This window comes from Halomonas sp. ABH4_019, assembly GCF_056159885.1.
The window spans coordinates 347,012-364,708 of sequence record NZ_JBSWWC010000004.1; the positions used below are offsets into that span (position 1 = coordinate 347,012).

Below are 17,697 nucleotides of genomic sequence, written 5' to 3' on the forward strand. Positions count from 1 at the left end.
CCAGCAGCCCGGCCGGCTCCGCTGGCAGTGGTTCCCGGCAGACTAGACGGGGGTACCAGTCGTATCGGGGCCGGCTGTGATGCCGTCATGCTTGTGGGTGTCGCCGATGTCGGTGCCGTTGTGGGTCACGCCGCCGCCGGTGATGGCCACCACGCCATTGATGGTGGTATCGCCGTTGATCGTCACCCCATCAGCCGCGGCGATCTCGACCTCCCCCACGCATTGCACCGTCAGCTTTCCGGCTTCTCGGTCATAGGTGACACGGGTCCCATCGCCGTAGTCGTCGATGCGGTGAGTGGCACGGTCACCCGGAGCCGGATGTGCGCTCTGGTAGATCGCCGGCAGCACGGTGCCGGCCGCCAGCTCGCCGCTGGGCGAGAGGACCATGACCTGTTCGCCGATCTCGGGGGCCCACCAGCTGCGATCATTGCCTGCCCTGGTGGTGAACCACTTGAGCCAGGCGGTCTGGATCTCGCCGATCGCCACCCGACAGCGGGCTGCATCGTAGTCGACGGCCGAGATGGTGCCGACCCTCAACAGGTTGTTGAGCCGGCGCTCGAGCTCTTGCAGTCGCCAGGCCTGGTTCACGCCCCGTCCTCCTCGTACTGGCCGCCATCCTGCCGGGTGTAGTGCTCCTCGTGCTCGGGGCCGATCAGTGGCGAGACGCCGACCCACACCTCGGTGGGCGGGGTGCCGTCGTCGATCCACTCGTTGGCGCCGATGTGGATGTTTTGCGCCCACTCGATACGCCACACCAGGTACTGGTCGAGCTCGGGGCTGAACTCGTCGGGCTCGCAGACCAGTACCCGGGCGGGCTCCACCGGCTGGCCCCACTGCTGCTGGTGGATGAAGTGCGCCAGCGCCGCGGCGTTGCGGCGCACCACCCTCCCCTGGTTCAGCCCGCGCCAGCCGATCAGGTAGCGCAGCTCGAACTGCGCCTCGAGGGCCAGCTGGCCGGTGCCCGGGTCGTCGTCCGGTACCGCGGTCAGCTCGGTGAGCTCGATGAAGGCCGCCGGCACCTGGACGCGCTGGCGGTCGTCCGGGTAGTCCTCCACGGTCTTGAGCGCCGGGAAGGCGTCGGCGATGGTGTCGAGGATGGCCTGGTGCAGGCCATCGAGGTCGGCCTCGGTATCGGCGTTCATGCGGCCCTCAGATAGGCGATGCGCCTCTCCAGGTCATCCCGGAAGTGGCGCCAGAAGATGTCCTCGAGCTGGTCGAATACGTGGTCTTCGAGAAACACCTGAGCACGTTCCTCGATGGGCAGGGTTTCCTGGCGGACTGGCAGGCGTGTCTCCCGAACACGGCGCATGATGGTGCGCCTCCCGGCTGAGCGACTCCTGGCCACGAAGGCCCCGGGATAGCGTTGGTTACCGGCCGGCCCCGAGAATCTGGCCCCGCCGCTCTCCTCGGCCACGCGCCCCTTGAACTCGGACACCGGCAGGTCGTTGAGGCCAAACCACAGCCGCACCTCGCCCAGGTCTTCGATCTCTTTTCCTCGGAATCGCCCCTTGGCCCGAATGGACTTCAAACGGCGGCGCATCACCTTGGCTCGCCGCAGGTTGAGCTCAGACACCAGCCCACGGCTGGCCAGCTTACGCAGGGTGGCGGCCGTCCGCTTGAGAGCCCGGTTATAGGACTGGTAGATCTCTTTCGGCATAGCCCCGAGCTCATCGGCGACCCGCTGGAGCTCATCGGTGTCTATCTCGAAAAGCCCTTCTCTAAGCATCGGGCTTCACCGCCAGATCGAGCATGGCCATGCCGGTGCCGTCGCCCTGGGGCTCGGTCATGACGTCGTAGGTGACGCCGCCGACCGTGCAGGTATCGCCCCTCTGCACGCCCGGCACGTCGGCCTGCTTACACCAGACGCGCGGGCGCTCGGTGTCCATGCGGTACTCGCCGAGCTGGGCATCGAGGTACTGGTCCTCGAAGATGCCGGACAGGGTCAACACCGTGCTGTCGGACCGGGTCACGGTGACCGGGTCGGCGAACTCGGCCTCGTCGAGGAAGTCGTCGAGGTCTTCCCAGTCAGGCGCCGGCATTACTCACCATCGATCTCAGCTGCCAAGATGGCTTCGATCAGCTCGGCCTTCTTCATGCGCTCGACGCCCTCGATCTCGTGCTCCTTGGCCACGGCCTTGAGTTCGTCGACGGTCAGGTCCTCGAGGGCGGGCGCCTCGCCGTCGTCCTCGTCGGGCGCGGCGGCGACCAGCTTGGCCTTGCCACGCTGCACCAGGTTTTGGGCATCGGCCGCCGGCACGCCGCGCACCACCTTGCCGGGGGTGATCATCTTGCCACTCGCCATGAAGGCGCTGGTGCACTCGAGGTCGACTTTCTTGGTCTGCTTGCTCATGGGGGCTTACCTCATGGATGGCTCATGGTGAGAAGGCCCCGCGATGTGCAGGGCCGTCAGTCAGTGGCGTCCGATCAGGGGGCGACGTAGCGGCCAAGGCAGAAGGACTCGACCCGGCGCGCCATCATGTCGACGTCCTGGAACACCACCAGGCGGGTGCCGCCAGACTTCGACAGGCTGTAGGGGTCGACGGTCAGGTCGAGGCCGCCCCACATGCCGATGATCAGGTCGGCGAAGTTGCCGAAGAACAGGTCGCCGGCCTGGATCTGGTTGGTGACCTCGGCGCCGTAGCCATTGACGGTGTTGCCGGGCTCCCAGATCGGGCTGCCGTTGGTGCCGCTGAACTTCTCGGTGGTCTTGTAGTGGCCACGCATGCCGCTGGCCATGACGTAGGCCATGGAGTTCACGTCGGCGTTGTCGGCCGCGATCTCGCTCTCCATCTTCACCGTCTCGGCATAGGTCGGCTTGCCGCTGGTGGCGAACTCCACGGCGTTGATGCCGGAGATGTTGGCCAGGCCGGTAGGCATGTCGCCGCCGGTGCCGTAGAAGCCGGCGTCGTCGATGGCCAGTGCCACGGCGGACGCCAGGTCGTTGCGCACAATGCGCTCGGCGTCCGGGGTGGACTGGAGCATCAGCCGGCGGGTGATGTCGGTGAAGGCCGCCACGGTCTTGGGCGACATGGTCAGCTGACCGATGGTCGGGGTGCCCTCGGTGGCATCGACACCCTCGCCGACCCAGTAGGCGGTGGCGCCGCCGGTCTGCTTGGGGATCTCCACGTTGCCGACCAGGCCGCTCATGGTGGTGGCCAGGCGCATCAGCGCGGTGCGGTTGCGCAGCATCTCGATGAAGCTGCCGGCCATGTATTGGGTATCCACGAGCTGCTGGCCAGTCTGAGCCCCGGTCGGCGTGTCGGCCGCGCCGCCGGCATTGAAAGCACGGGCGAGCACGTCGTCGGGGATCAGGATGCCGCGGGCCTGCTTGCCGTACTGGCGCTCCGCTTCCTGGGAGAGCTCCAGCTCGAAGCCGGCGGCGTCCTGGGCGCGCTTGTCCTGCGGATTGGCCAGGGCGCGCACCACCTTCATCATCGAGTAGCGCTGCAGGTCCTGGTCGGTCATGCCCAGCTGCGAGGAACGAGCCTCGCCGTTCTGGACGCCCTGGGCACCGTCGCCGCCGCGATCGCTCAGCGGCTTGGAGCGCGTGCCGTGCATGGAATCCAGCAGGGCGCGTTGGAACTCCTCCGGGCTCTTGCCCTCGCTGACGTACTGGGTCGCCAGGTCGGTGTTCTCGTACTGGCGGCCCATGTCCATGATCGCCTTCACTCGCTGCTGCTCGGCCTGCTGGCCGGCCGAGCGGGCCTCTTCCTGAGCCTGGCCGGCGCGCTCGATCATCTCGAGCACCTCGACGATGTTGCCCTCGTCATCGACCTTGGCGCGGACCAGGTTGCCGCTCTTGTCGCGCAGGATTTTCTCTTTCATGTCGCTGTCCTTCCGGTGTGTTCGGGATGCGCCAGCAGCGCCATTGCCGTCGTTGCTGGCAGTATCGGGCCCGCCCTTCCCCGGCTCCGCTGGCAGTGGTTCCTGTGAGCGACCCACGCCCACCGAAACATCCGCCGGCACCGAGACGATGCTGATCTCGTGCGGCTCCCAATCGGTGACGCGCACCATGTCGGCCTGCCCGGCGCGCTCCTCGACCTCTACCTTGTGGATCGAGTAGCCCACCGAGACATGCCGACGGATGCCGTCGACCACGTCCTGCCACACCTCGGAAGCGCGGGCGCCCTTGCCAAAGCGCACCTTCGCCCGACCCCGCCGGTCGGCTCCCACGGTGACAGACTCCACCACGCCCACATGGTCGTCCCAGTCGTGGTTGACCAGGACCGCCCCGCCATCGGCGAGACGCTCCGTACGCATGGCACCCTCGCCGTGGTCCAGCACCTCGATGCCGAACCACCGCTCGACCTCGGCCTCGCTGGAGAACGCCAGCTCGACCGTGCGGTTCTCGTGGTCGATGGACCGAATTTCGCCGACCACCATGTCGCGGCGAAGCCCCTCGGCCTTCAGCTTGCGCAGCTGTTCGTCGCTGACGCCGCGGGTCTGGTGGCTGCCCTGCAGCTGACGGGCCTTGTCGGTCGCCGGCTGCGGCTTGTCACTGACCGGCCGGTGCAGCCGGTCACGCGTCTCGCGCTTATCCTTCATTGCTCGTCTCTCCTGCGGTTTCGCCCTGGGGCGTGGTGCTGCCGGTGTTCATGGCCGGGTTGCCCAGGGTGGCGTCGACGATGGCCTCGGGGATGCCGGCCTCGATCATCGCGTTGCGGTCGGCGGCCCACTGGCGCCACACGGTGCGCGGATCGCCGCCGCGCTCGCGGATCACCTGGCTGGGCGACTTGATCTTGTTGGCGATGTCGCGGGCGGCGGTCTTGCTGTCCTTGTCCGGGTCGACCCAGTCCCACCGGCGGGCCTGCCACTCGTGGGCGCGGTACTTCTCGATGCGATCCGGGCGCAGCGTGGCGCCGTTGGTACCGGCCACGCGGATGCCCTTGAGCAACGCACGCGGCAGCCAGGCCTGGAACACCGGCTCGAGCAGCTGCTCGATCAGCCACTCCTGCAGGTCCATCCAGTGGTCGCGGGAATCCAGCACGCCGTGGCGCAGACTGGAGAAATTCACGTCGCCAAGGTCGTTGGCCAGCGTGGGATAGTCCACGCCCAGCCCGGTGGCGATGCCGCGCAGGCTCTGCTTGCTGAACGGCGCCAGCTCGCCGCTGGGAAACTGAGGATCCCAGCCCTTGAACTTGAGCCCCGGCGGCAGCTCCTGATAGCTGCCCGGCTCGGCGTCCATGTAGAGCGGCTCGTCGTCGTCCTCGTCATCGTCGGGCCCCATGCCCTCGTCCCACTCGAAGAAGCCCCCCTTGGCGGCCGAGACGCGGGCATTGACCAGGGCGGCCTTCTCGAAGCCGTCGAGGTGGTGCATGCGCAGCACCGCGGTAACCATCCACGGCAGGCCGCGGCGCTGGCCGACCAGGTCCTCGAGGAAGCCGTGCAGCACCTCGTCCGCCGGCACCTCGACGAAGTGGCGACCGCCGAAGCGGTAGTCGCTCTCGGCCGGGTCGAGGGTGCCGAACAGGTAGCCGACCGGCCGGCCCCAGCGGTTGTACTTGATGCCCTGGCGGATGAAGTGGCCGTCAGGCAGGCGATCCTCGTTGACCTCGACCGGGCAGCGCTGCGGGTCCAGCGCCTGGAGCGCCAGCCCCCAGGGATTGAGGTCGCGGCCGTACACCAGCCGGATCATGAACTCGCCGTTGGTAGCGGCATCCTCGGCGGCACGCCCCAGCAGCTGGCGGAACGAGCGACGCCCGGTGACGTCGCAGACGCGCCGGTCGCACCAGGTACGCCAGTCGGCCTCGATGGCGTCGTTGGCGCGCTCGTCGAGGGTGCCGTCGGCATCCCTGGCCTGCGCCTGCAGCTGGATGCCGTTGCGGCCCACCACGTTCTGGCGCACCTGACGGACGAAGCCGCGGGCGTAGTCGTTGGTCAGCAGAAGATGGCGAGAGCGCGCCACCAGGGCGCGCTGGTTCTTGTCGACGAACTGGTCGGCGGGTATCGGCGTGGTGGGCATGTCCTTCGACAGCCGGTCGGCCCGGGCCTGACCCAGCAGGGTGCGCGCCAGCGCCCGGGGAATGCTGCGCATCTTCCCGGCTGCCGTTGGCGGCGCCGCAGTGGTCGATGCAGAGCCGGAGGATCGGCGTCGCTTGAAGAGCTCAAACGCCATGACCGAACCTCGCTAGCACCTGGCGACCCAGGGTATTGCGGCCACGCCGGGCGGCCTTGGCGCGGCGCACCTCCTGGCGATAGACGGCGCGCAGCTTGAGCAGCTGCGAGATTGGAGTGCGGCGAAGCTCGCGGTTGTTGATGCGGTAGCTGTCCTGGTCCTTGCTGGCCCGCCCTTCGATCACCGCCTCGATGGCCTCGAGGACCTTCTCGGCATGACCGCGGCCGTCGTACTCGGCGCTGACCGCTGCCAGATCCGGCGAGACGGTCAGGGTGCCGGTCTCCAGCTCGTGCACCTCGGTGCCGTCGGTGGCACGCAGGCTGTACCAGTAGGCGCCGGCCGCCCAGCCAGCGCTCTCGGTCGCCGAGACGCTGAAGGCGTGCACGGTGCCGTCGGGGCTCGAGGTCAGGTCGTGCTGCTCGGGGCCGCGCAGCAGCAGTGTGAGGGACCAGTCGGGAGGTGGGTAGGCGGTCAGCGCCACCGAAAATGCCAGTGTGGTACCGGCCGTGAGGCTGTCCGGGATGTGGGGCATGCGTCACCAGTCACCAGTGATTGACCCAGCTGCTGCTGGGCCGGGAGCGTTTGCGCCTAGTCTTGCGCTTGCGCGGCTTCGACTCCGCTGGCGGTGGTTCCGATGGCGTCGTTTCGGGGCTCGCTGCCGGCTCGGGCTTCTCCTCCGCCGGCGGCTCGTATTCGGCCAGGCGAGCGGCGTGGCGCTTGAGGCTGGGCGAGGCGATCTTGAAGGCGGCATAGGCGTAGCCACGGCAGTCGAGCGCTTCGTTGCGCGGACGGGTCTGGTGCCATTCGCGCTTGGGCACGCCCTTTACGTACTTGGTGACCAGCTTCTCGGCGGTGAGCTGGTGGAAGTATTCGGCCTCGCGATCGGCCGGGAAGTGGCAGAAGCCGGGGCCGTGCTGGTCGACGGCCAGGCGCCGCATGATGGTGAGCTTGGCCTCGTCCACCCCGACGCTGAACAGGTCGACCTTGCGCTGGCCACGGCCGGTGCGCTTGCGCGAGGGGGCGGTGACCACGGGGCGATCCCAGCCCGCCACGCCCTTGATGGCGAACAGCCGGCGGCCGGTCTTGCCGCGGGCGTATTCGTAGGCGCGCTGGGTGTAGCCGCTACTGCCGCCGGTATCCAGGCAGGCGGCGATGATGCCCAGCTGAGCGCCGCTCTCGTGGGTCCAGGTGGTGGCCAGGTAGTCGTCAAGGTCGCGCCAGACGTCGTCCTGCAGCGGGTCGCCCCACAGCACGGTGTAATCCACCGACCAGGATTCCTCGCCATAGCCCCAGGCCACCGTCTCCATTTCGAGGCGGTCCTGCTGCATGTCGATGCCGGCGGTCAGCACTACGCCGCCGGACGGCACCGGGGCCCTGTAGTTCTCGGCGCGTTGCATCAGCACGTGGGCTTCGGCCTGCTCGCCCTGCTCCTCCCAAGTCTCCGCCAAGCTGACGTTGATGAACGACTGAAGATCACCCTTGGCCTTCTTGTCGAGGAACGACTGGACGATGTCCCGCAGGCGGCGAAAGCAGCTGTACAGCTCGTTGAGGTGGTAGCTGGCGTGCCCGCGGAACGGCTTGGCGGCCTTCCAGCCGGCGCCGACCTGCTCGGCGGTGCGGATCGCAGCGATACGCTGCCCGTCGTTCCAGGCCTTCGCGCAACCTTCGCAGGTGTAGTCCGCCGTGTCGGGCAGAGCATTGCCGTCGTCGTCCTTGTCCCAGCTGACCTGCTCCCAGCGCAGCGGCTGGTGATGGTCGCAGTGCGGGCAGGCGACGTAGAAGCGTCGCTGATCGCCAGCCTCGAAGGCGGCCTCGATGCGGCTCTCGTCTTTGATGGTCGGCGTGGAGATCTCCACCAGCAGCCGCTGGTCGCCGAAGGTGGCCGCCCGCTGCCAGAGCAGCTCGACCTCGTCGCCTTCGTCGGTACCGCTGTAGCCGTCGACCTCGTCGGCGACGATGATCGGCGCCGAGCGCCCGCGCATGGTCTTGGTGGAACCAGCCCAGGCGAACATCAGGAAGCCTCCCGGGTAGGACTTCATGCGCTGGTTGTTCACGCCCTCATGGCTGCGCGGCTTGGCCAGTAAACTCTGCAGCACCGGATTCGCGTCGACCATGGGATTGAACTTGGTCTCCAGCCAGGTGGTGAGGTCGCCCTGGCTGGGCTGCATCATCATCTGGCTGCGCGGCTCGTGGGCGATGTTGTAGCCCTGCAGGCACAGCGCCAGCTGGGTCTTGCCCACCTGGGCGCCCCACATGAGCGAGATGCGATAGCAGCCCGGGTGCACGGCCATATCCATCGGCTCGCGCTGGTATGGAGCATTGTCGAACCGGATCGGCCCGGGAATGGCGTTGCCGGCCGGGATACGGACGTTCTGCTCGGCCCACTCGCTGGGCTTGAGCGGGGCCGGCGGCACCAGGTGCCGGGCGCTGCGCTTCAGCGCCTGCAGCACCCCGCTGGCGTTGCTGAACTGCTCGGCGGGCTCGACGACGTCAGTCATCCTCGCAGTCCTCCTCCTCGAGCTCGACCTCGGCCTCGGCCGCCGCCTCGAGGGCCTGGATCAGCTCAGCGCGCAGCACCTCCTTGAAGCGCCCCTCGTCGGTCTCACCGATCAGCTGGCTGACCACCCGGCTCGGGACATTCATCACGCCGGCCCGAACCTCGGCATTCTCGAGCGCGCGCGCCCGCTCGAACTCCTCGATGGGCGCCACCTGCTTGCGGGCCTCGGCGAGATCCAGCTCGGCCTGGGCGGTCTCGGCCGCCAGCTTGCGCAGCTTGAGCGAATACTCGTCGGCGGGCTTGTCGGAGACGGCTTCCTCTCGCGCCTGATCGCGCAACCACTCGGAGACGTCCCGGGTGTTGAACTTCCATGGCTTGCCCTGCCGGCCGCGTTGATCGAAGGGGCAGCCGTTGCGGATCCACGTCGACACGGTATTGAGCGACACGCCGAACACCTCGGCGAGCTCCTCGCGGTTGACCGCCCTGCCCTTTCCCTTGAACGCCATCGGCTCCCTCAAACAACAACAATCAACCGGCTCCTGGATGCCTCGCTCATGCGAATTTCCGCGCTGCCTGTCACCCGCAGGCTGGCCCCCTGCCGGGAGTACCTAAAAAGTCTCGGGCTCGTCGCCGTCGCCCTCGGCATGCTTGGCGCGCCACTCACGCAGCGCGGCCTTGTCGGCGCGGTCGCACTCTACCGTGGCCCGCAGGCCCTTCAGGGCATCGCCGATCGTCCCAGCGCCCAGCGATACCGGGCACGGCTCCAAGTAGGCCGGCGGCGGCAGTTGGGGCTGCTGCTCGGTCACGATGTGAGGACTACTGGCGCAGCCGGTCAGCCAGCCCAGCAGGCAGGCGCAGGCCCATGCAGGCATCAATCTGTTCATCGGTGGCCCTCGCTTTATCGATCTCGGCCGCCAGCCCCTGGGCACGCGCTTGTGCTTTACGGGCATGGGCCCGTTCGGCCTCGAGGGCCGCATCCCGTGCCGCCAAGGCCTGGCGGTGCTGTTGCTGCTGGTCGGCCAGCTGCTGGCCCAGCTTCTCGATGGCGGCCTGCTTGGTGGCGTTGTCGGCCTCGAGCTCGCCGATCGTGCGCGCCTGGTGCAGCCCCATGGCCACCACACCAGCAGCGCCAGCCACCAGGGCCAGCGCCAGCCACAGCTTCCAGGAGCGCAGCAGCCCGAGGCCGATCATCGGGCCGCCGCCCGCGCACGGGCGCCCACAACCTCGAGCATGCTGTCGGCCGCATAGCCGACGCCGAAGGCCGCCACCAGGCTGGGTACCGATGCCTCAGCGGTCAGCAGGTAGCCAGCCAGGGCGCCGATGACCGCCATCGCGGTCTTGTACGGGCGCGCCTTCAGGTACGCGCCCAGGGTCAGCGCCTCCAGCTGTTGGCGGACCTCCATGAACTTCTTGAGCAGGTGCGTCACCAGGCCAGCGAGCAGCATGGCGAGCGGTGCGACATGTTCGAGCATGACGTCTCCTGTGCCGGTATCGGCGTCGATGCAGTAGCAGGGCCTCGAGGAGCATGGCGGCCACCGAGGCCGCCATGAGCGTGAGCAGGATCAGCCGCGCCACCTGGCGGGCCCGTCGGTGCGGGTGTCCACGTGGGTGAAGCTGTCATAGCGCCCCAGGCTGGCCGCCGGGTACTGAGCAGCGATCCAGTCGTGCACCTCGCCGGGCGAGACGCCCTGCACCTGGATGTCCGCGGCCCGCCCCAGCTTGTGCTGGCTGTGCCGTGCGCCGCCGATGCGGGCGTTGTAGTCGGGGCACCGGCAGCCGCTGGTCACGGTCACGGGCGCCCCGAAGTGCTCGCGGACCGCCTCGAGGATGCCGAGGGTCTGATGGTCGACGGTGTCGAAACCGCAGCCGCAGCTGCAGGCGAACTCGGCGCGGCGGAAGTGGGGGGAGATATGGTCGGGCATGGGGCCTCCTATGCGATCCAGCCTTTGGCCGCCGCGGTCACGACAGCCGTGAGGGCCAGCGCCGCCACCCAGGCGGTAGCGCTGGACACGAAGTGGGAACGGTTGACCCGGGGCTCGATCACGTCACGCAGGCGCGCACGCGCCTTGCGGGAGTGCTCCATCTCGATCTCGAGGGCCGCCAGACGCGCGCCCTGGTCGGCGGATACCTGCTGAACCTCCAGCATCTGATGGAACAGTTGGGGGATCTGCGCGACGGCTTTGGCCATCTCCGCGTGGGAATCGCTCATCGACTCCATGTGGCGCTCAAGGCGGTTGAGGATCTCCCCCTGGCCATCCAGGCGGGTCTCCACCCTCGCCAATCGCTCGTTTGCTTCTGCCATGGTTCCCGGGCCTGCGTATCTGGGCTGCATTCTGGTTCTCGATCCGCGCCAGCCGGCACGGCGGTGATTGCATGGGCTCAGTGTGCGCAGGCGCGCGACGGCGCTCCGCTGGCGGGGGTTCAAAGCTCGAAGGTCATTTGCGGGCTGGCGGCCCGGGGCGTACCGCGCCGCTTCACGGGGGCATCGTCGACCAGGTCGCCGACATCGATGCCGAGGATGTAACCCAGCGTCAGCGGGCTGATCTTCACCGAATGGGCGATCACCTCGACGTCGGCGCCGGCCTGGTGCATTTCCCGAGCCTCGACGATGTGCCCGACCCACTTCTCGGTCATGCCCATCTCCCGGGCGATCTCCGGCACGGTCTGGCCCAGGTCGCGCAGTGCCAGGATTCGTCGATTGGCCATGGCCCGCTCCATGTAGCGGCACAGGGCCGGCTGGATCGTCTGGCCGCCGAGGGCCTCGGCCAGCGCCCGCGCGTCCTCCTTGCCGACCAGGGCCACCAGCTTGTGGTCGTCACGTAGGTTCTCGGCGGAGGGGATGTAGAGGTTCCGACGGCGCGGCCGGCTCCCGCAACGGGGCAGCTGCCGCACCAGCCGCAGCGCCTTATCACGCCCAATGACGTCCGCAATCTGTTGCACGCTTTTCGGCAGCCGCATCACTTCCTCCAGTCGGTCCCCATCTCCAGGCGATGGCGGCGGCCCTCCACCAAGGTCGGCGGCAGCGCCATGTACTCGCGCAGCACCCGCCGGGCCTCCTCGAGACCCTGCGCCAGCACCGCGCCGTATCCCCGCTCATCCGCTAGCACCAGCCAATCGCGCTGGGAGGTCGCGATCGACGCATTGCGCGGCGGCGTCGCCTTGAATTCCAGATACAGCCCGAACAGCCCACCTCTCGCCTCCATCACCACCAGGTCCGACACGCCCGCTTTCACGCCCTGAGCCTTCAGCTCCCCCGCGGTGCGCTTGTGGCGGGCGCCACCATTGGGCACGTGGTAGGTGACCGGGTAGGCCTGGCCCACCTCGGACCCGCGCCGCCACTCGCCATGCAGCCAGCTGATCAGCGCCTTCTGCTCGCTGCCCTCGTGGTCGGCACGAGACGCCGCAGGCTTGCCTGCCCCGTTGGCGCCCAACGCCGGTCCCGTGAGCGACCGTTCCCGCCATGTCCGCTTGCGGCGCACCGGGCGCGCCTTGCTGCCAGTAGTCATGGGTACCGCTCCTGCTTCTGTGGCTGTGATGGGGCGTTATCCCCCATGGCGGATATTTGGCGGTTATCCCCCATAGGGGATACGGCCCTGAGCTGCTGCCGCTCCCAGCGCTGGTAGTCGGCGACGATCCGGTCGAGCATCGCCCGCGCCTCGTCGCTGTGGTCGATCTCCGCCCGGCTGCCAACGCCACAGGCCCGCCGGATGGCATCGGCGGCGTCCTGCTCGGTATGGGTGCCGTCCGGCAGGTCGGCGATGCCCAGGCCATGCCGGCGACGCTGTGTCCCGTCGAGGTAGAGGCGGAAGCGCGCGTTCTGGCACAGCATTGCCGCGCGCCGGGCCTGCTGGCCGCCCTTGTAGCTGGTCACGCCGCCGCCTCCCGCAGGGCGTCGCCCACACTCTCCGGCCACTTGAGCTGCTGCACCGGCGTGCCATCACCATGACGCTTGCCGGTGTCCAGCATCCGCCCGCCGGCCTTGCGCCCGACCTCGGTCAGCACCCAGTGCTTCTTGCCACGGCCATCGGACTGCTGCGCCTGGAAGCCGAGATCGCGCAGCGCCCGATTCACCGCGATGGCACTCATGTCCAGCGGCAGGCCCAGCTCGGTCGGCGTGAGGTAGCGCTCGTTCATCGGGCTCAGCAGGTGGGTCGCGCCCAGCTCCTCGAGCAGGTTGACCCCGGTGCGCTTCTGCACCGCCTGGTTGACCGAGAGCAGCCGCATGTTGTCGTCGAAGCCGAACGCCCGGGCGGCGCCGTCCAGGGCGCCAGCAATCGCCGAGGCACGAGCGATGGCCGTGGTGTCCTCGGCCGGCGCCGACGGCTGGACCACCTGATAGCCGCCGGTCTGGCGGATCGCCGGCAGCACCTCCTCGAACACCCAGGCCTCGAAACGCTCGGCGCTGGGCAGCTGGCTCTTCACGATCAGCCGGTAGACGTCGGGCTCGCGGATGACGGTCATGGCCTGCTGACCGCCATCGGTAAGGGCGCCCCGTTTCAGGGCCCCCTTGCAGTGACGAGACACAGCGTTGCGTGGCTTGGCGTATCCCAAGGCACGCGCGACGTCATGGGCCAGGAAGAGCGTATCGCCGTCGTCATCCTGGACGACTCGCACCGGCTGCTGATCGAACTCGAAGGGGATCACGTTGCTCATGGCTCAGGCTCCTTTCAGTGCGGCCCGCAGGGACCGGAGGCCCTGGTCGGCGTTCATGCGGTGCGGCAGACCCGCGGCCTCCACTTGAGCTTGTGCCGCCTCACGGCCAGCACGCTCGGCCATCTCGGCCTGGCTGCGCTTAGCGTCATGCTCCAGGGCCGCCCGGGGCCGCATGGTGTCGCCACGGGCCACTCGTTCCACCACGCAGTCGTGGTTGCCGCTGGCGTAGTAGTGCTGGAACTGCCGGCGGTGCTCGCCGAGCTGGTGGTAGCTCGCGCTTCGCAGGTTGTGCAGGTCCACGTGCTCGGCGGCGGCGGCCACGGCGTCGTGGATGAACGGCTTGCCGGCGAAGGCGTGCTCCTGCACGTTGCGCCAGGCTTCCTCGGTGCTCGGCAGGCCCAGCGGTTCCGGACGCAGGCGGCAGGCCTTGGCGAACAGCATCGCGCTGTCCGGCGGCCAGGCGGTGCGCCCCTCGGCCACGGCAGTGGCGGCGGCCTCGTTCAGGGCGGCCAGCCCGCAGGTCACGTGGGCCTCGCTCAGGTGCTGCAGGGCCTGGAGCCACTCGCCGGTGGCATCGAGGCAGACCCATTGCCCCTCGATCTCCTCGCCCCAGCCGGCATCGGCGCAACGACGACGCCAGTGCACGCCGTAGAGCTGGCCCAGGGCATCGAACAGCCAGTCGATGGTTTGCTCAGTAACCGGCGCCAGCGTCCCCGTCGTAGACCTCGCCCCCTGGCGATCCCGCCGCTTGCTCTCGGCGGCGTTGCTCAACGAGGCGACGAGCCTCCGCGGCGCTGAGGTTGGCGAAGCGCTGACGCTGGCCAGCATGTCCTGTGCGGTTTCCATGAGGCTGTCCTCCCGTGGTGGCGCTCGCCGCAGCCTGAGCGCGGCGGTCATCGTTGCGGATCCAGTCGACGAACTTGGCGACCCAGGCGGCCTGGCCGTGACGGCGGCCCGGGGCATCGGCGTGGTGGGCGGTGAACTTGGCTAGCTGGGCCGGCGTGTACTCGGTGTCGGCAGCCAGGGCGGCGCGCTGGCAGGCCATGGCGAACGCTTCGGGCTCGGGCTGCCAGTCGAGGGTCATGGCGAAGCGGTGATCACTGGCCGGCGGCTGGCCATCGTCATCGCGACCGGCGGCCTGGCCGAACACCTGGTGCTCGTTCGGATCGCCGCTCGCGCCAGAGAGAGAGTAGGGGTTGGTTCCGGACGGTTCGGGTGCAGCTCCTGCACCCCGTGGCGTCGTCATTTGCACCCCGTTCCCGTCACGGGGTGCAGGCCGTGCACCTCGCTGGTCATCACGGGGTGCGCCAGCCGCATCCCGTGTAGCCCCACTCTCACGGGGTGCAGGATTTGCACCCGGTTCGGCCGGCATGTCCGGTTCCTGCTCGTCACCAATTGGCTCGACACTCTCCAGCCCCATGCCCAGGGCGAGGTCATACACCGTGGGGCGTCGGTCAGCGCGGTCGATGATCGCCGCGGCGACCCGCTGGTTCCCCTTGCGGATCAGCCCCTCCTGCTGAAGCAGCTTCAGCTTGGCGATCACCGTGCGACGGCCCAGGCCGGTATAGCGACGCAGCAGGTCCACGCTCGGGAAGGCATGGCGGCCTTCGTGGTTGGCGTGGTTGGCCAAGCCGAACAGCACCGACCGGGCACCGGGATCGGTGACGGCCTGCTGTTGAAGGGCCCAGGTGATAGCTTCGACGCTCATGCCCCCTGCCCCTCGAGCTGTGCCAGCTCACGCTCATACCGGGCCGCCAACTCGTCGTGGTCCTGGCGGGCCTGGTCGATCCGGTTCTGTGCGGCGGGGTCGAACGCCTCGGTCAGCGCCAGCAGTCGGGCCATGGCGTTGTGGTAGCGTAGGCGCAGCCGGGGCATGTGCGTGCCGTGGGCGTCGTGCGGCGCGTTGCGCTCGGCGGCCTCGATCTCGAACGCCAGGCGGCTCGCCTCGGTGATGAGGTTGGCCCGGTCCCGCTCGGCCGTGGCGCGCTTCGCGGTATCAGCTTGCATCGGTATCGCCTCCCTGCTGGGCCAGTTCTTTCAGGTCCTGGCGGTATTGCTCCACCAGCGACTCGTGATGCTTGCGGAAGGCGGCAACCCGGGCGCAGGTCTCGGGATCGGCCTTGCCGCCGTCCGCCTGCTCGGCTTCCGTCAGCGCCAGCAGTGCCGCCATGGCGTGGTGGAATTGCGCCCGGGAGCGGCCATCCTCGGCCGGGCTCAGGTGGTGGGTAGCGTCCTCGACGAGAAGCCCCAGGCGGGCCACCTCGAGGATCAGGTCGGTGCGTGAGCTATTCCCGTAGCTCGGCAGCATCAATGCGGCGGTCATCTCGTCCCCGTCTCCGTGTCCTGTATGGCTATCCACCCCGGTCAGGCGGTCGTCGGCGTGGCCCGGCCGGGGGTAAGCTTTGGGGTGCGGTACTTGTCGGGGCAGAGCTGGCGATGGAGTTCGGCGAGACGCTTCCCGGTCTCATACCGGGTATCCGATCCGCTGTGCACGCGAGCAATGGTTGCTTGGGAGACCCGGGCACGCTCAGCGATCTGCTGCTGAGTGAGCCCCGAATCGATGAGATCGCGAACCATGTCGCGAGCGGTGAAATGCTGCATGAGAGCCTCGGTTAATACGCAAACGTATTGGATGGAGCATACATAAGCGTATTGGCGCGAGCAAGGTTGCGTCCGAGACAATGCAAATTCGAATAACGTGGTGTAGTGACGAGAACCTGGACGGCGATAGCGCCGGACTACATAGGCAGGCCCCGGGATGACCGAAGGACAGACACTCGCTGATCGGCTGACGCAGGCTCTATCCGACAAGGGATGGAGCGAGAATGAGCTTGCTCGCAGGTCCGGCGTACCTCAGCCGACCATCCATCGGATCATCACCGGGGAGAGCAAATCGCCCCGCACGGGCAACTTGGAGAAGATTGCGCAGGCCCTCGATGTCTCGATTGTCCACCTGACATATGGTGACATGCCTCGCGTGGGCGACACCTACCGCGAAAGCCCCAAGGTGGGTGAGACAGTGCGCAAAGGCCCGAGGGTGGGTGAGACAGTGCGCAAAGGCCCGAGGGTGGGCGACACTGTTCGTCGGTCTTCCAACGTGCAGGAGGCCCCGCAGCCGATTCGCTATCACCGCTACCCGGTGATCAGCCGCGTGCAGGCCGGCGCCTGGACGGAGTGCGTGACGCCCTACGAGCCCGGCGCCGAGCCCCACGAAGAAGCCACCGACTACCGCGCCCAGGGCCGCGCCTTCTGGTTGGAGGTCCAGGGCGACTCGATGACCGCGCCACCGGGCAGCCGCCCCAGCATCCCCGAGGGCACCCTGGTGCTGTTCGACACCGGAATCGAGGCCGCGCCCGGAAAGCTGGTGGCCGCCCTGCTGGCCGACAGCAACGAGGCCACCTTCAAGCAGCTGATCGAGGATGGAGGACAGCGCTTCCTCAAGGCGCTCAACCCCGCCTACCCGCTGATTCCCATCAACGGCAACTGCCGGATTCTCGGCGTGGCCGTTGAGGCTAAGACGCGTCTGTAACACACGGAGGTGCCATGGACGAGATCAGGACCCCCGCCGATCTGACCAAGCGCCCGCGCTATCGCGAATCACTCGACTTCTCCCCTGAGAGCGGGCGCGGGCTCGCTCGCATTCTCCAGGCATACCGCTTCCCCGATAACGACCAGCTTCCATGCGGCATCAGCAGCTGCCGCACCATGCACGGCAGCGGCTTTCTGGTCGAAACCAGCGACGGCCTGGAAACCAACATCGGCAACATATGCGGTGCAAAACACCTCGGAGCCGACTTCAAGCAAGAACGGAGCCGCTTTCGTGCCTGGGAGCGGCGCCAGCGCAACCGGGCCACCATCTCCGAGTTCCAGAAGCAGGCCTTTTCACATCGCGACAGGGTTGAGGACGCGATCGCACGGGCCCGTGATTTTCGACGCTTCACCCGATCGCTTGAGCCCGAGGTAGTTTCTGCCCTGACGGCCATGGCGCGAACAGATCAGGAACGCCTGAGATCCAGCGACCGACTATTGCGCAAGGATGCCAAGGCGTTGCACCAGGCACGGGGCATCACCAAGAAGTTCGGCCATTGGTATCGCGATGAGCGCCCCACGGTGAAGGACCTAGAGCTGCGCTTCCCGGGCACCTCGGCGCTCTTGTATCCCTTTCGCAGGGTACTGCTCGAGCAGCTACAACAGCCGTTGGTGGAGCTTACGGCTATGAGCCAGCAAGAGATCGATCAGCAGACCGACAAGCGCCTCGACGAATGGCGCCAGAAGATTCGAGCGGCGCCACGACTGATGCGCGAAGCCGAAGCTGCGCTGGAGAATGCTTATGCCTTGATGGCGATCGATACCGCCCTCTTCCGCTTCCTGCCCGGCGTCTACCCCGTCGAATACGACTGAGCTCCCTCCTCACGCCGCCTCGAGACCCGCC

The 17,697-nt window shown here is 68.0% G+C and carries 26 protein-coding genes and 1 pseudogene; 3 read left to right on the forward strand and 24 right to left on the reverse strand.

What is annotated here, in order from left to right; genetic code table 11:
* Window positions 1–42: 42 nt before the first annotated feature.
* The 24 genes from ACXAFN_RS17385 to ACXAFN_RS17500 all read right to left on the reverse strand — a co-directional run bounded on the left by ACXAFN_RS17385 (window position 43) and on the right by ACXAFN_RS17500 (window position 15,866).
* Entirely contained in the window at window positions 43–588 is a 546-nt protein-coding gene (locus ACXAFN_RS17385) for a phage baseplate assembly protein V (RefSeq protein WP_474990783.1), read from the reverse strand.
* Window positions 585–1,142, reverse strand: coding sequence for a hypothetical protein (locus tag ACXAFN_RS17390; protein WP_474990785.1), 558 nt, complete (start codon window positions 1,140–1,142; stop codon window positions 585–587). Before ACXAFN_RS17390 ends, ACXAFN_RS17385 begins: the two co-directional genes overlap by 4 nt.
* On the reverse strand, window positions 1,139–1,657 hold the full coding sequence (locus tag ACXAFN_RS17395; protein ID WP_474990787.1) for a hypothetical protein: 519 nt from the start codon (window positions 1,655–1,657) through the stop codon (window positions 1,139–1,141). Before ACXAFN_RS17395 ends, ACXAFN_RS17390 begins: the two co-directional genes overlap by 4 nt.
* A gap of 61 nt (window positions 1,658–1,718) precedes the next feature.
* A complete protein-coding gene (locus tag ACXAFN_RS17400) occupies window positions 1,719–2,039 on the reverse strand; it encodes a head-tail joining protein (RefSeq protein ID WP_474990789.1) in 321 nt (106 codons plus the stop codon).
* Window positions 2,039–2,350 carry a Rho termination factor N-terminal domain-containing protein gene (locus tag ACXAFN_RS17405; protein WP_474990791.1) on the reverse strand — a complete coding sequence of 104 codons (312 nt, stop codon included), beginning with the start codon at window positions 2,348–2,350 and terminating at the stop codon, window positions 2,039–2,041. The genes ACXAFN_RS17400 and ACXAFN_RS17405 overlap by 1 nt, the downstream gene beginning before the upstream one ends.
* A gap of 74 nt (window positions 2,351–2,424) precedes the next feature.
* A complete protein-coding gene (locus ACXAFN_RS17410; RefSeq protein WP_474990793.1) occupies window positions 2,425–4,545 on the reverse strand; it encodes a phage major capsid protein in 2,121 nt (706 codons plus the stop codon).
* Window positions 4,535–6,034 carry a phage portal protein gene (locus tag ACXAFN_RS17415; protein ID WP_474990795.1) on the reverse strand — a complete coding sequence of 500 codons (1,500 nt, stop codon included), beginning with the start codon at window positions 6,032–6,034 and terminating at the stop codon, window positions 4,535–4,537. Before ACXAFN_RS17415 ends, ACXAFN_RS17410 begins: the two co-directional genes overlap by 11 nt.
* A 70-nt stretch (window positions 6,035–6,104) precedes the next feature.
* Window positions 6,105–6,647 carry a hypothetical protein gene (locus tag ACXAFN_RS17420; protein WP_474990796.1) on the reverse strand — a complete coding sequence of 181 codons (543 nt, stop codon included), beginning with the start codon at window positions 6,645–6,647 and terminating at the stop codon, window positions 6,105–6,107.
* Between the two features lie 10 nt (window positions 6,648–6,657).
* On the reverse strand, window positions 6,658–8,613 hold the full coding sequence (locus ACXAFN_RS17425; RefSeq protein ID WP_474990798.1) for a phage terminase large subunit family protein: 1,956 nt from the start codon (window positions 8,611–8,613) through the stop codon (window positions 6,658–6,660).
* Window positions 8,606–9,118 (reverse strand): helix-turn-helix domain-containing protein, encoded by a 513-nt coding sequence (locus tag ACXAFN_RS17430; protein ID WP_474990800.1) that lies wholly within the window; start codon window positions 9,116–9,118, stop codon window positions 8,606–8,608. The genes ACXAFN_RS17425 and ACXAFN_RS17430 overlap by 8 nt, the downstream gene beginning before the upstream one ends.
* A 102-nt stretch (window positions 9,119–9,220) precedes the next feature.
* Complete coding sequence (lysC, locus tag ACXAFN_RS17435; protein WP_474990802.1) at window positions 9,221–9,484, reverse strand: Rz1-like lysis system protein LysC; 264 nt, start codon at window positions 9,482–9,484, stop codon at window positions 9,221–9,223.
* The gene (locus ACXAFN_RS17440; protein ID WP_474990804.1) at window positions 9,429–9,803 is read right to left on the reverse strand and encodes a hypothetical protein; all 375 of its coding nucleotides are present in this window, start codon (window positions 9,801–9,803) and stop codon (window positions 9,429–9,431) included. Before ACXAFN_RS17440 ends, lysC begins: the two co-directional genes overlap by 56 nt.
* Complete coding sequence (locus ACXAFN_RS17445; protein WP_474990806.1) at window positions 9,800–10,084, reverse strand: hypothetical protein; 285 nt, start codon at window positions 10,082–10,084, stop codon at window positions 9,800–9,802. Before ACXAFN_RS17445 ends, ACXAFN_RS17440 begins: the two co-directional genes overlap by 4 nt.
* Window positions 10,085–10,174: 90 nt before the next feature.
* Window positions 10,175–10,534: a D-Ala-D-Ala carboxypeptidase family metallohydrolase gene (locus tag ACXAFN_RS17450; RefSeq protein ID WP_474990808.1), complete on the reverse strand. Its 360-nt coding sequence runs from the start codon at window positions 10,532–10,534 to the stop codon at window positions 10,175–10,177.
* An 8-nt stretch (window positions 10,535–10,542) separates the two neighbouring features.
* Window positions 10,543–10,914, reverse strand: coding sequence for a hypothetical protein (locus ACXAFN_RS17455; RefSeq protein ID WP_474990810.1), 372 nt, complete (start codon window positions 10,912–10,914; stop codon window positions 10,543–10,545).
* Between the two features lie 119 nt (window positions 10,915–11,033).
* Window positions 11,034–11,570: a hypothetical protein gene (locus tag ACXAFN_RS17460; protein WP_474990812.1), complete on the reverse strand. Its 537-nt coding sequence runs from the start codon at window positions 11,568–11,570 to the stop codon at window positions 11,034–11,036.
* Entirely contained in the window at window positions 11,570–12,118 is a 549-nt protein-coding gene (locus tag ACXAFN_RS17465; protein ID WP_474990814.1) for a VRR-NUC domain-containing protein, read from the reverse strand. The genes ACXAFN_RS17460 and ACXAFN_RS17465 overlap by 1 nt, the downstream gene beginning before the upstream one ends.
* On the reverse strand, window positions 12,115–12,483 hold the full coding sequence (locus tag ACXAFN_RS17470; RefSeq protein ID WP_474990816.1) for a hypothetical protein: 369 nt from the start codon (window positions 12,481–12,483) through the stop codon (window positions 12,115–12,117). The genes ACXAFN_RS17465 and ACXAFN_RS17470 overlap by 4 nt, the downstream gene beginning before the upstream one ends.
* A complete protein-coding gene (locus tag ACXAFN_RS17475) occupies window positions 12,480–13,265 on the reverse strand; it encodes a BRO-N domain-containing protein (protein ID WP_474990818.1) in 786 nt (261 codons plus the stop codon). Before ACXAFN_RS17475 ends, ACXAFN_RS17470 begins: the two co-directional genes overlap by 4 nt.
* Window positions 13,266–13,268: 3 nt before the next feature.
* A complete protein-coding gene (locus tag ACXAFN_RS17480; protein ID WP_474990820.1) occupies window positions 13,269–14,036 on the reverse strand; it encodes a hypothetical protein in 768 nt (255 codons plus the stop codon).
* The gene (locus ACXAFN_RS17485; protein ID WP_474990822.1) at window positions 13,957–14,973 is read right to left on the reverse strand and encodes a DnaT-like ssDNA-binding domain-containing protein; all 1,017 of its coding nucleotides are present in this window, start codon (window positions 14,971–14,973) and stop codon (window positions 13,957–13,959) included. The genes ACXAFN_RS17480 and ACXAFN_RS17485 overlap by 80 nt, the downstream gene beginning before the upstream one ends.
* Window positions 14,970–15,272 carry a hypothetical protein gene (locus ACXAFN_RS17490; RefSeq protein WP_474990824.1) on the reverse strand — a complete coding sequence of 101 codons (303 nt, stop codon included), beginning with the start codon at window positions 15,270–15,272 and terminating at the stop codon, window positions 14,970–14,972. The genes ACXAFN_RS17485 and ACXAFN_RS17490 overlap by 4 nt, the downstream gene beginning before the upstream one ends.
* A complete protein-coding gene (locus ACXAFN_RS17495; protein ID WP_474990826.1) occupies window positions 15,262–15,588 on the reverse strand; it encodes a hypothetical protein in 327 nt (108 codons plus the stop codon). Before ACXAFN_RS17495 ends, ACXAFN_RS17490 begins: the two co-directional genes overlap by 11 nt.
* A gap of 41 nt (window positions 15,589–15,629) precedes the next feature.
* Window positions 15,630–15,866 (reverse strand): helix-turn-helix domain-containing protein, encoded by a 237-nt coding sequence (locus ACXAFN_RS17500; RefSeq protein ID WP_474990828.1) that lies wholly within the window; start codon window positions 15,864–15,866, stop codon window positions 15,630–15,632.
* A 157-nt stretch (window positions 15,867–16,023) separates the two neighbouring features.
* On the opposite strand from ACXAFN_RS17500, the pseudogene ACXAFN_RS17505 reads away from it, so the two are divergent.
* From ACXAFN_RS17505 to ACXAFN_RS17515, 3 genes and pseudogenes are all read left to right on the forward strand, one after another.
* A pseudogene (locus ACXAFN_RS17505) lies at window positions 16,024–16,203 on the forward strand (helix-turn-helix domain-containing protein); the annotation flags it as partial.
* 159 nt (window positions 16,204–16,362) lie between these two features.
* Window positions 16,363–16,794 (forward strand): LexA family protein, encoded by a 432-nt coding sequence (locus tag ACXAFN_RS17510; protein ID WP_474991063.1) that lies wholly within the window; start codon window positions 16,363–16,365, stop codon window positions 16,792–16,794.
* 14 nt (window positions 16,795–16,808) lie between these two features.
* Window positions 16,809–17,666, forward strand: a complete 858-nt coding sequence (locus ACXAFN_RS17515) for a hypothetical protein (RefSeq protein WP_474990830.1) — start codon at window positions 16,809–16,811, stop codon at window positions 17,664–17,666.
* Window positions 17,667–17,697 lie beyond the last annotated feature (31 nt).

What these genes read in the sequence shown, in the direction of transcription:
- ACXAFN_RS17400 (WP_474990789.1), bottom strand. Translation starts at nt 2,039, where the DNA reads ATGCCGGCGCCTGACTGGGAAGACCTCGACGACTTCCTCGACGAGGCC.
- ACXAFN_RS17390 (WP_474990785.1), bottom strand. Translation starts at nt 1,142, where the DNA reads ATGAACGCCGATACCGAGGCCGACCTCGATGGCCTGCACCAGGCCATC.
- ACXAFN_RS17450 (WP_474990808.1), bottom strand. Translation starts at nt 10,534, where the DNA reads ATGCCCGACCATATCTCCCCCCACTTCCGCCGCGCCGAGTTCGCCTGC.
- ACXAFN_RS17415 (WP_474990795.1), bottom strand. Translation starts at nt 6,034, where the DNA reads ATGCGCAGCATTCCCCGGGCGCTGGCGCGCACCCTGCTGGGTCAGGCC.
- ACXAFN_RS17500 (WP_474990828.1), bottom strand. Translation starts at nt 15,866, where the DNA reads ATGCAGCATTTCACCGCTCGCGACATGGTTCGCGATCTCATCGATTCG.
- ACXAFN_RS17515 (WP_474990830.1), top strand. Translation starts at nt 16,809, where the DNA reads ATGGACGAGATCAGGACCCCCGCCGATCTGACCAAGCGCCCGCGCTAT.
- ACXAFN_RS17465 (WP_474990814.1), bottom strand. Translation starts at nt 12,118, where the DNA reads ATGACTACTGGCAGCAAGGCGCGCCCGGTGCGCCGCAAGCGGACATGG.
- ACXAFN_RS17405 (WP_474990791.1), bottom strand. Translation starts at nt 2,350, where the DNA reads ATGAGCAAGCAGACCAAGAAAGTCGACCTCGAGTGCACCAGCGCCTTC.
- ACXAFN_RS17495 (WP_474990826.1), bottom strand. Translation starts at nt 15,588, where the DNA reads ATGACCGCCGCATTGATGCTGCCGAGCTACGGGAATAGCTCACGCACC.
- ACXAFN_RS17410 (WP_474990793.1), bottom strand. Translation starts at nt 4,545, where the DNA reads ATGAAGGATAAGCGCGAGACGCGTGACCGGCTGCACCGGCCGGTCAGT.
- ACXAFN_RS17420 (WP_474990796.1), bottom strand. Translation starts at nt 6,647, where the DNA reads ATGCCCCACATCCCGGACAGCCTCACGGCCGGTACCACACTGGCATTT.
- ACXAFN_RS17460 (WP_474990812.1), bottom strand. Translation starts at nt 11,570, where the DNA reads ATGCGGCTGCCGAAAAGCGTGCAACAGATTGCGGACGTCATTGGGCGT.
- ACXAFN_RS17475 (WP_474990818.1), bottom strand. Translation starts at nt 13,265, where the DNA reads ATGAGCAACGTGATCCCCTTCGAGTTCGATCAGCAGCCGGTGCGAGTC.
- ACXAFN_RS17425 (WP_474990798.1), bottom strand. Translation starts at nt 8,613, where the DNA reads ATGACTGACGTCGTCGAGCCCGCCGAGCAGTTCAGCAACGCCAGCGGG.
- ACXAFN_RS17490 (WP_474990824.1), bottom strand. Translation starts at nt 15,272, where the DNA reads ATGCAAGCTGATACCGCGAAGCGCGCCACGGCCGAGCGGGACCGGGCC.
- ACXAFN_RS17430 (WP_474990800.1), bottom strand. Translation starts at nt 9,118, where the DNA reads ATGGCGTTCAAGGGAAAGGGCAGGGCGGTCAACCGCGAGGAGCTCGCC.
- ACXAFN_RS17455 (WP_474990810.1), bottom strand. Translation starts at nt 10,914, where the DNA reads ATGGCAGAAGCAAACGAGCGATTGGCGAGGGTGGAGACCCGCCTGGAT.
- ACXAFN_RS17440 (WP_474990804.1), bottom strand. Translation starts at nt 9,803, where the DNA reads ATGATCGGCCTCGGGCTGCTGCGCTCCTGGAAGCTGTGGCTGGCGCTG.
- ACXAFN_RS17395 (WP_474990787.1), bottom strand. Translation starts at nt 1,657, where the DNA reads ATGCCGAAAGAGATCTACCAGTCCTATAACCGGGCTCTCAAGCGGACG.
- ACXAFN_RS17445 (WP_474990806.1), bottom strand. Translation starts at nt 10,084, where the DNA reads ATGCTCGAACATGTCGCACCGCTCGCCATGCTGCTCGCTGGCCTGGTG.
- lysC (WP_474990802.1), bottom strand. Translation starts at nt 9,484, where the DNA reads ATGCCTGCATGGGCCTGCGCCTGCCTGCTGGGCTGGCTGACCGGCTGC.
- ACXAFN_RS17485 (WP_474990822.1), bottom strand. Translation starts at nt 14,973, where the DNA reads ATGAGCGTCGAAGCTATCACCTGGGCCCTTCAACAGCAGGCCGTCACC.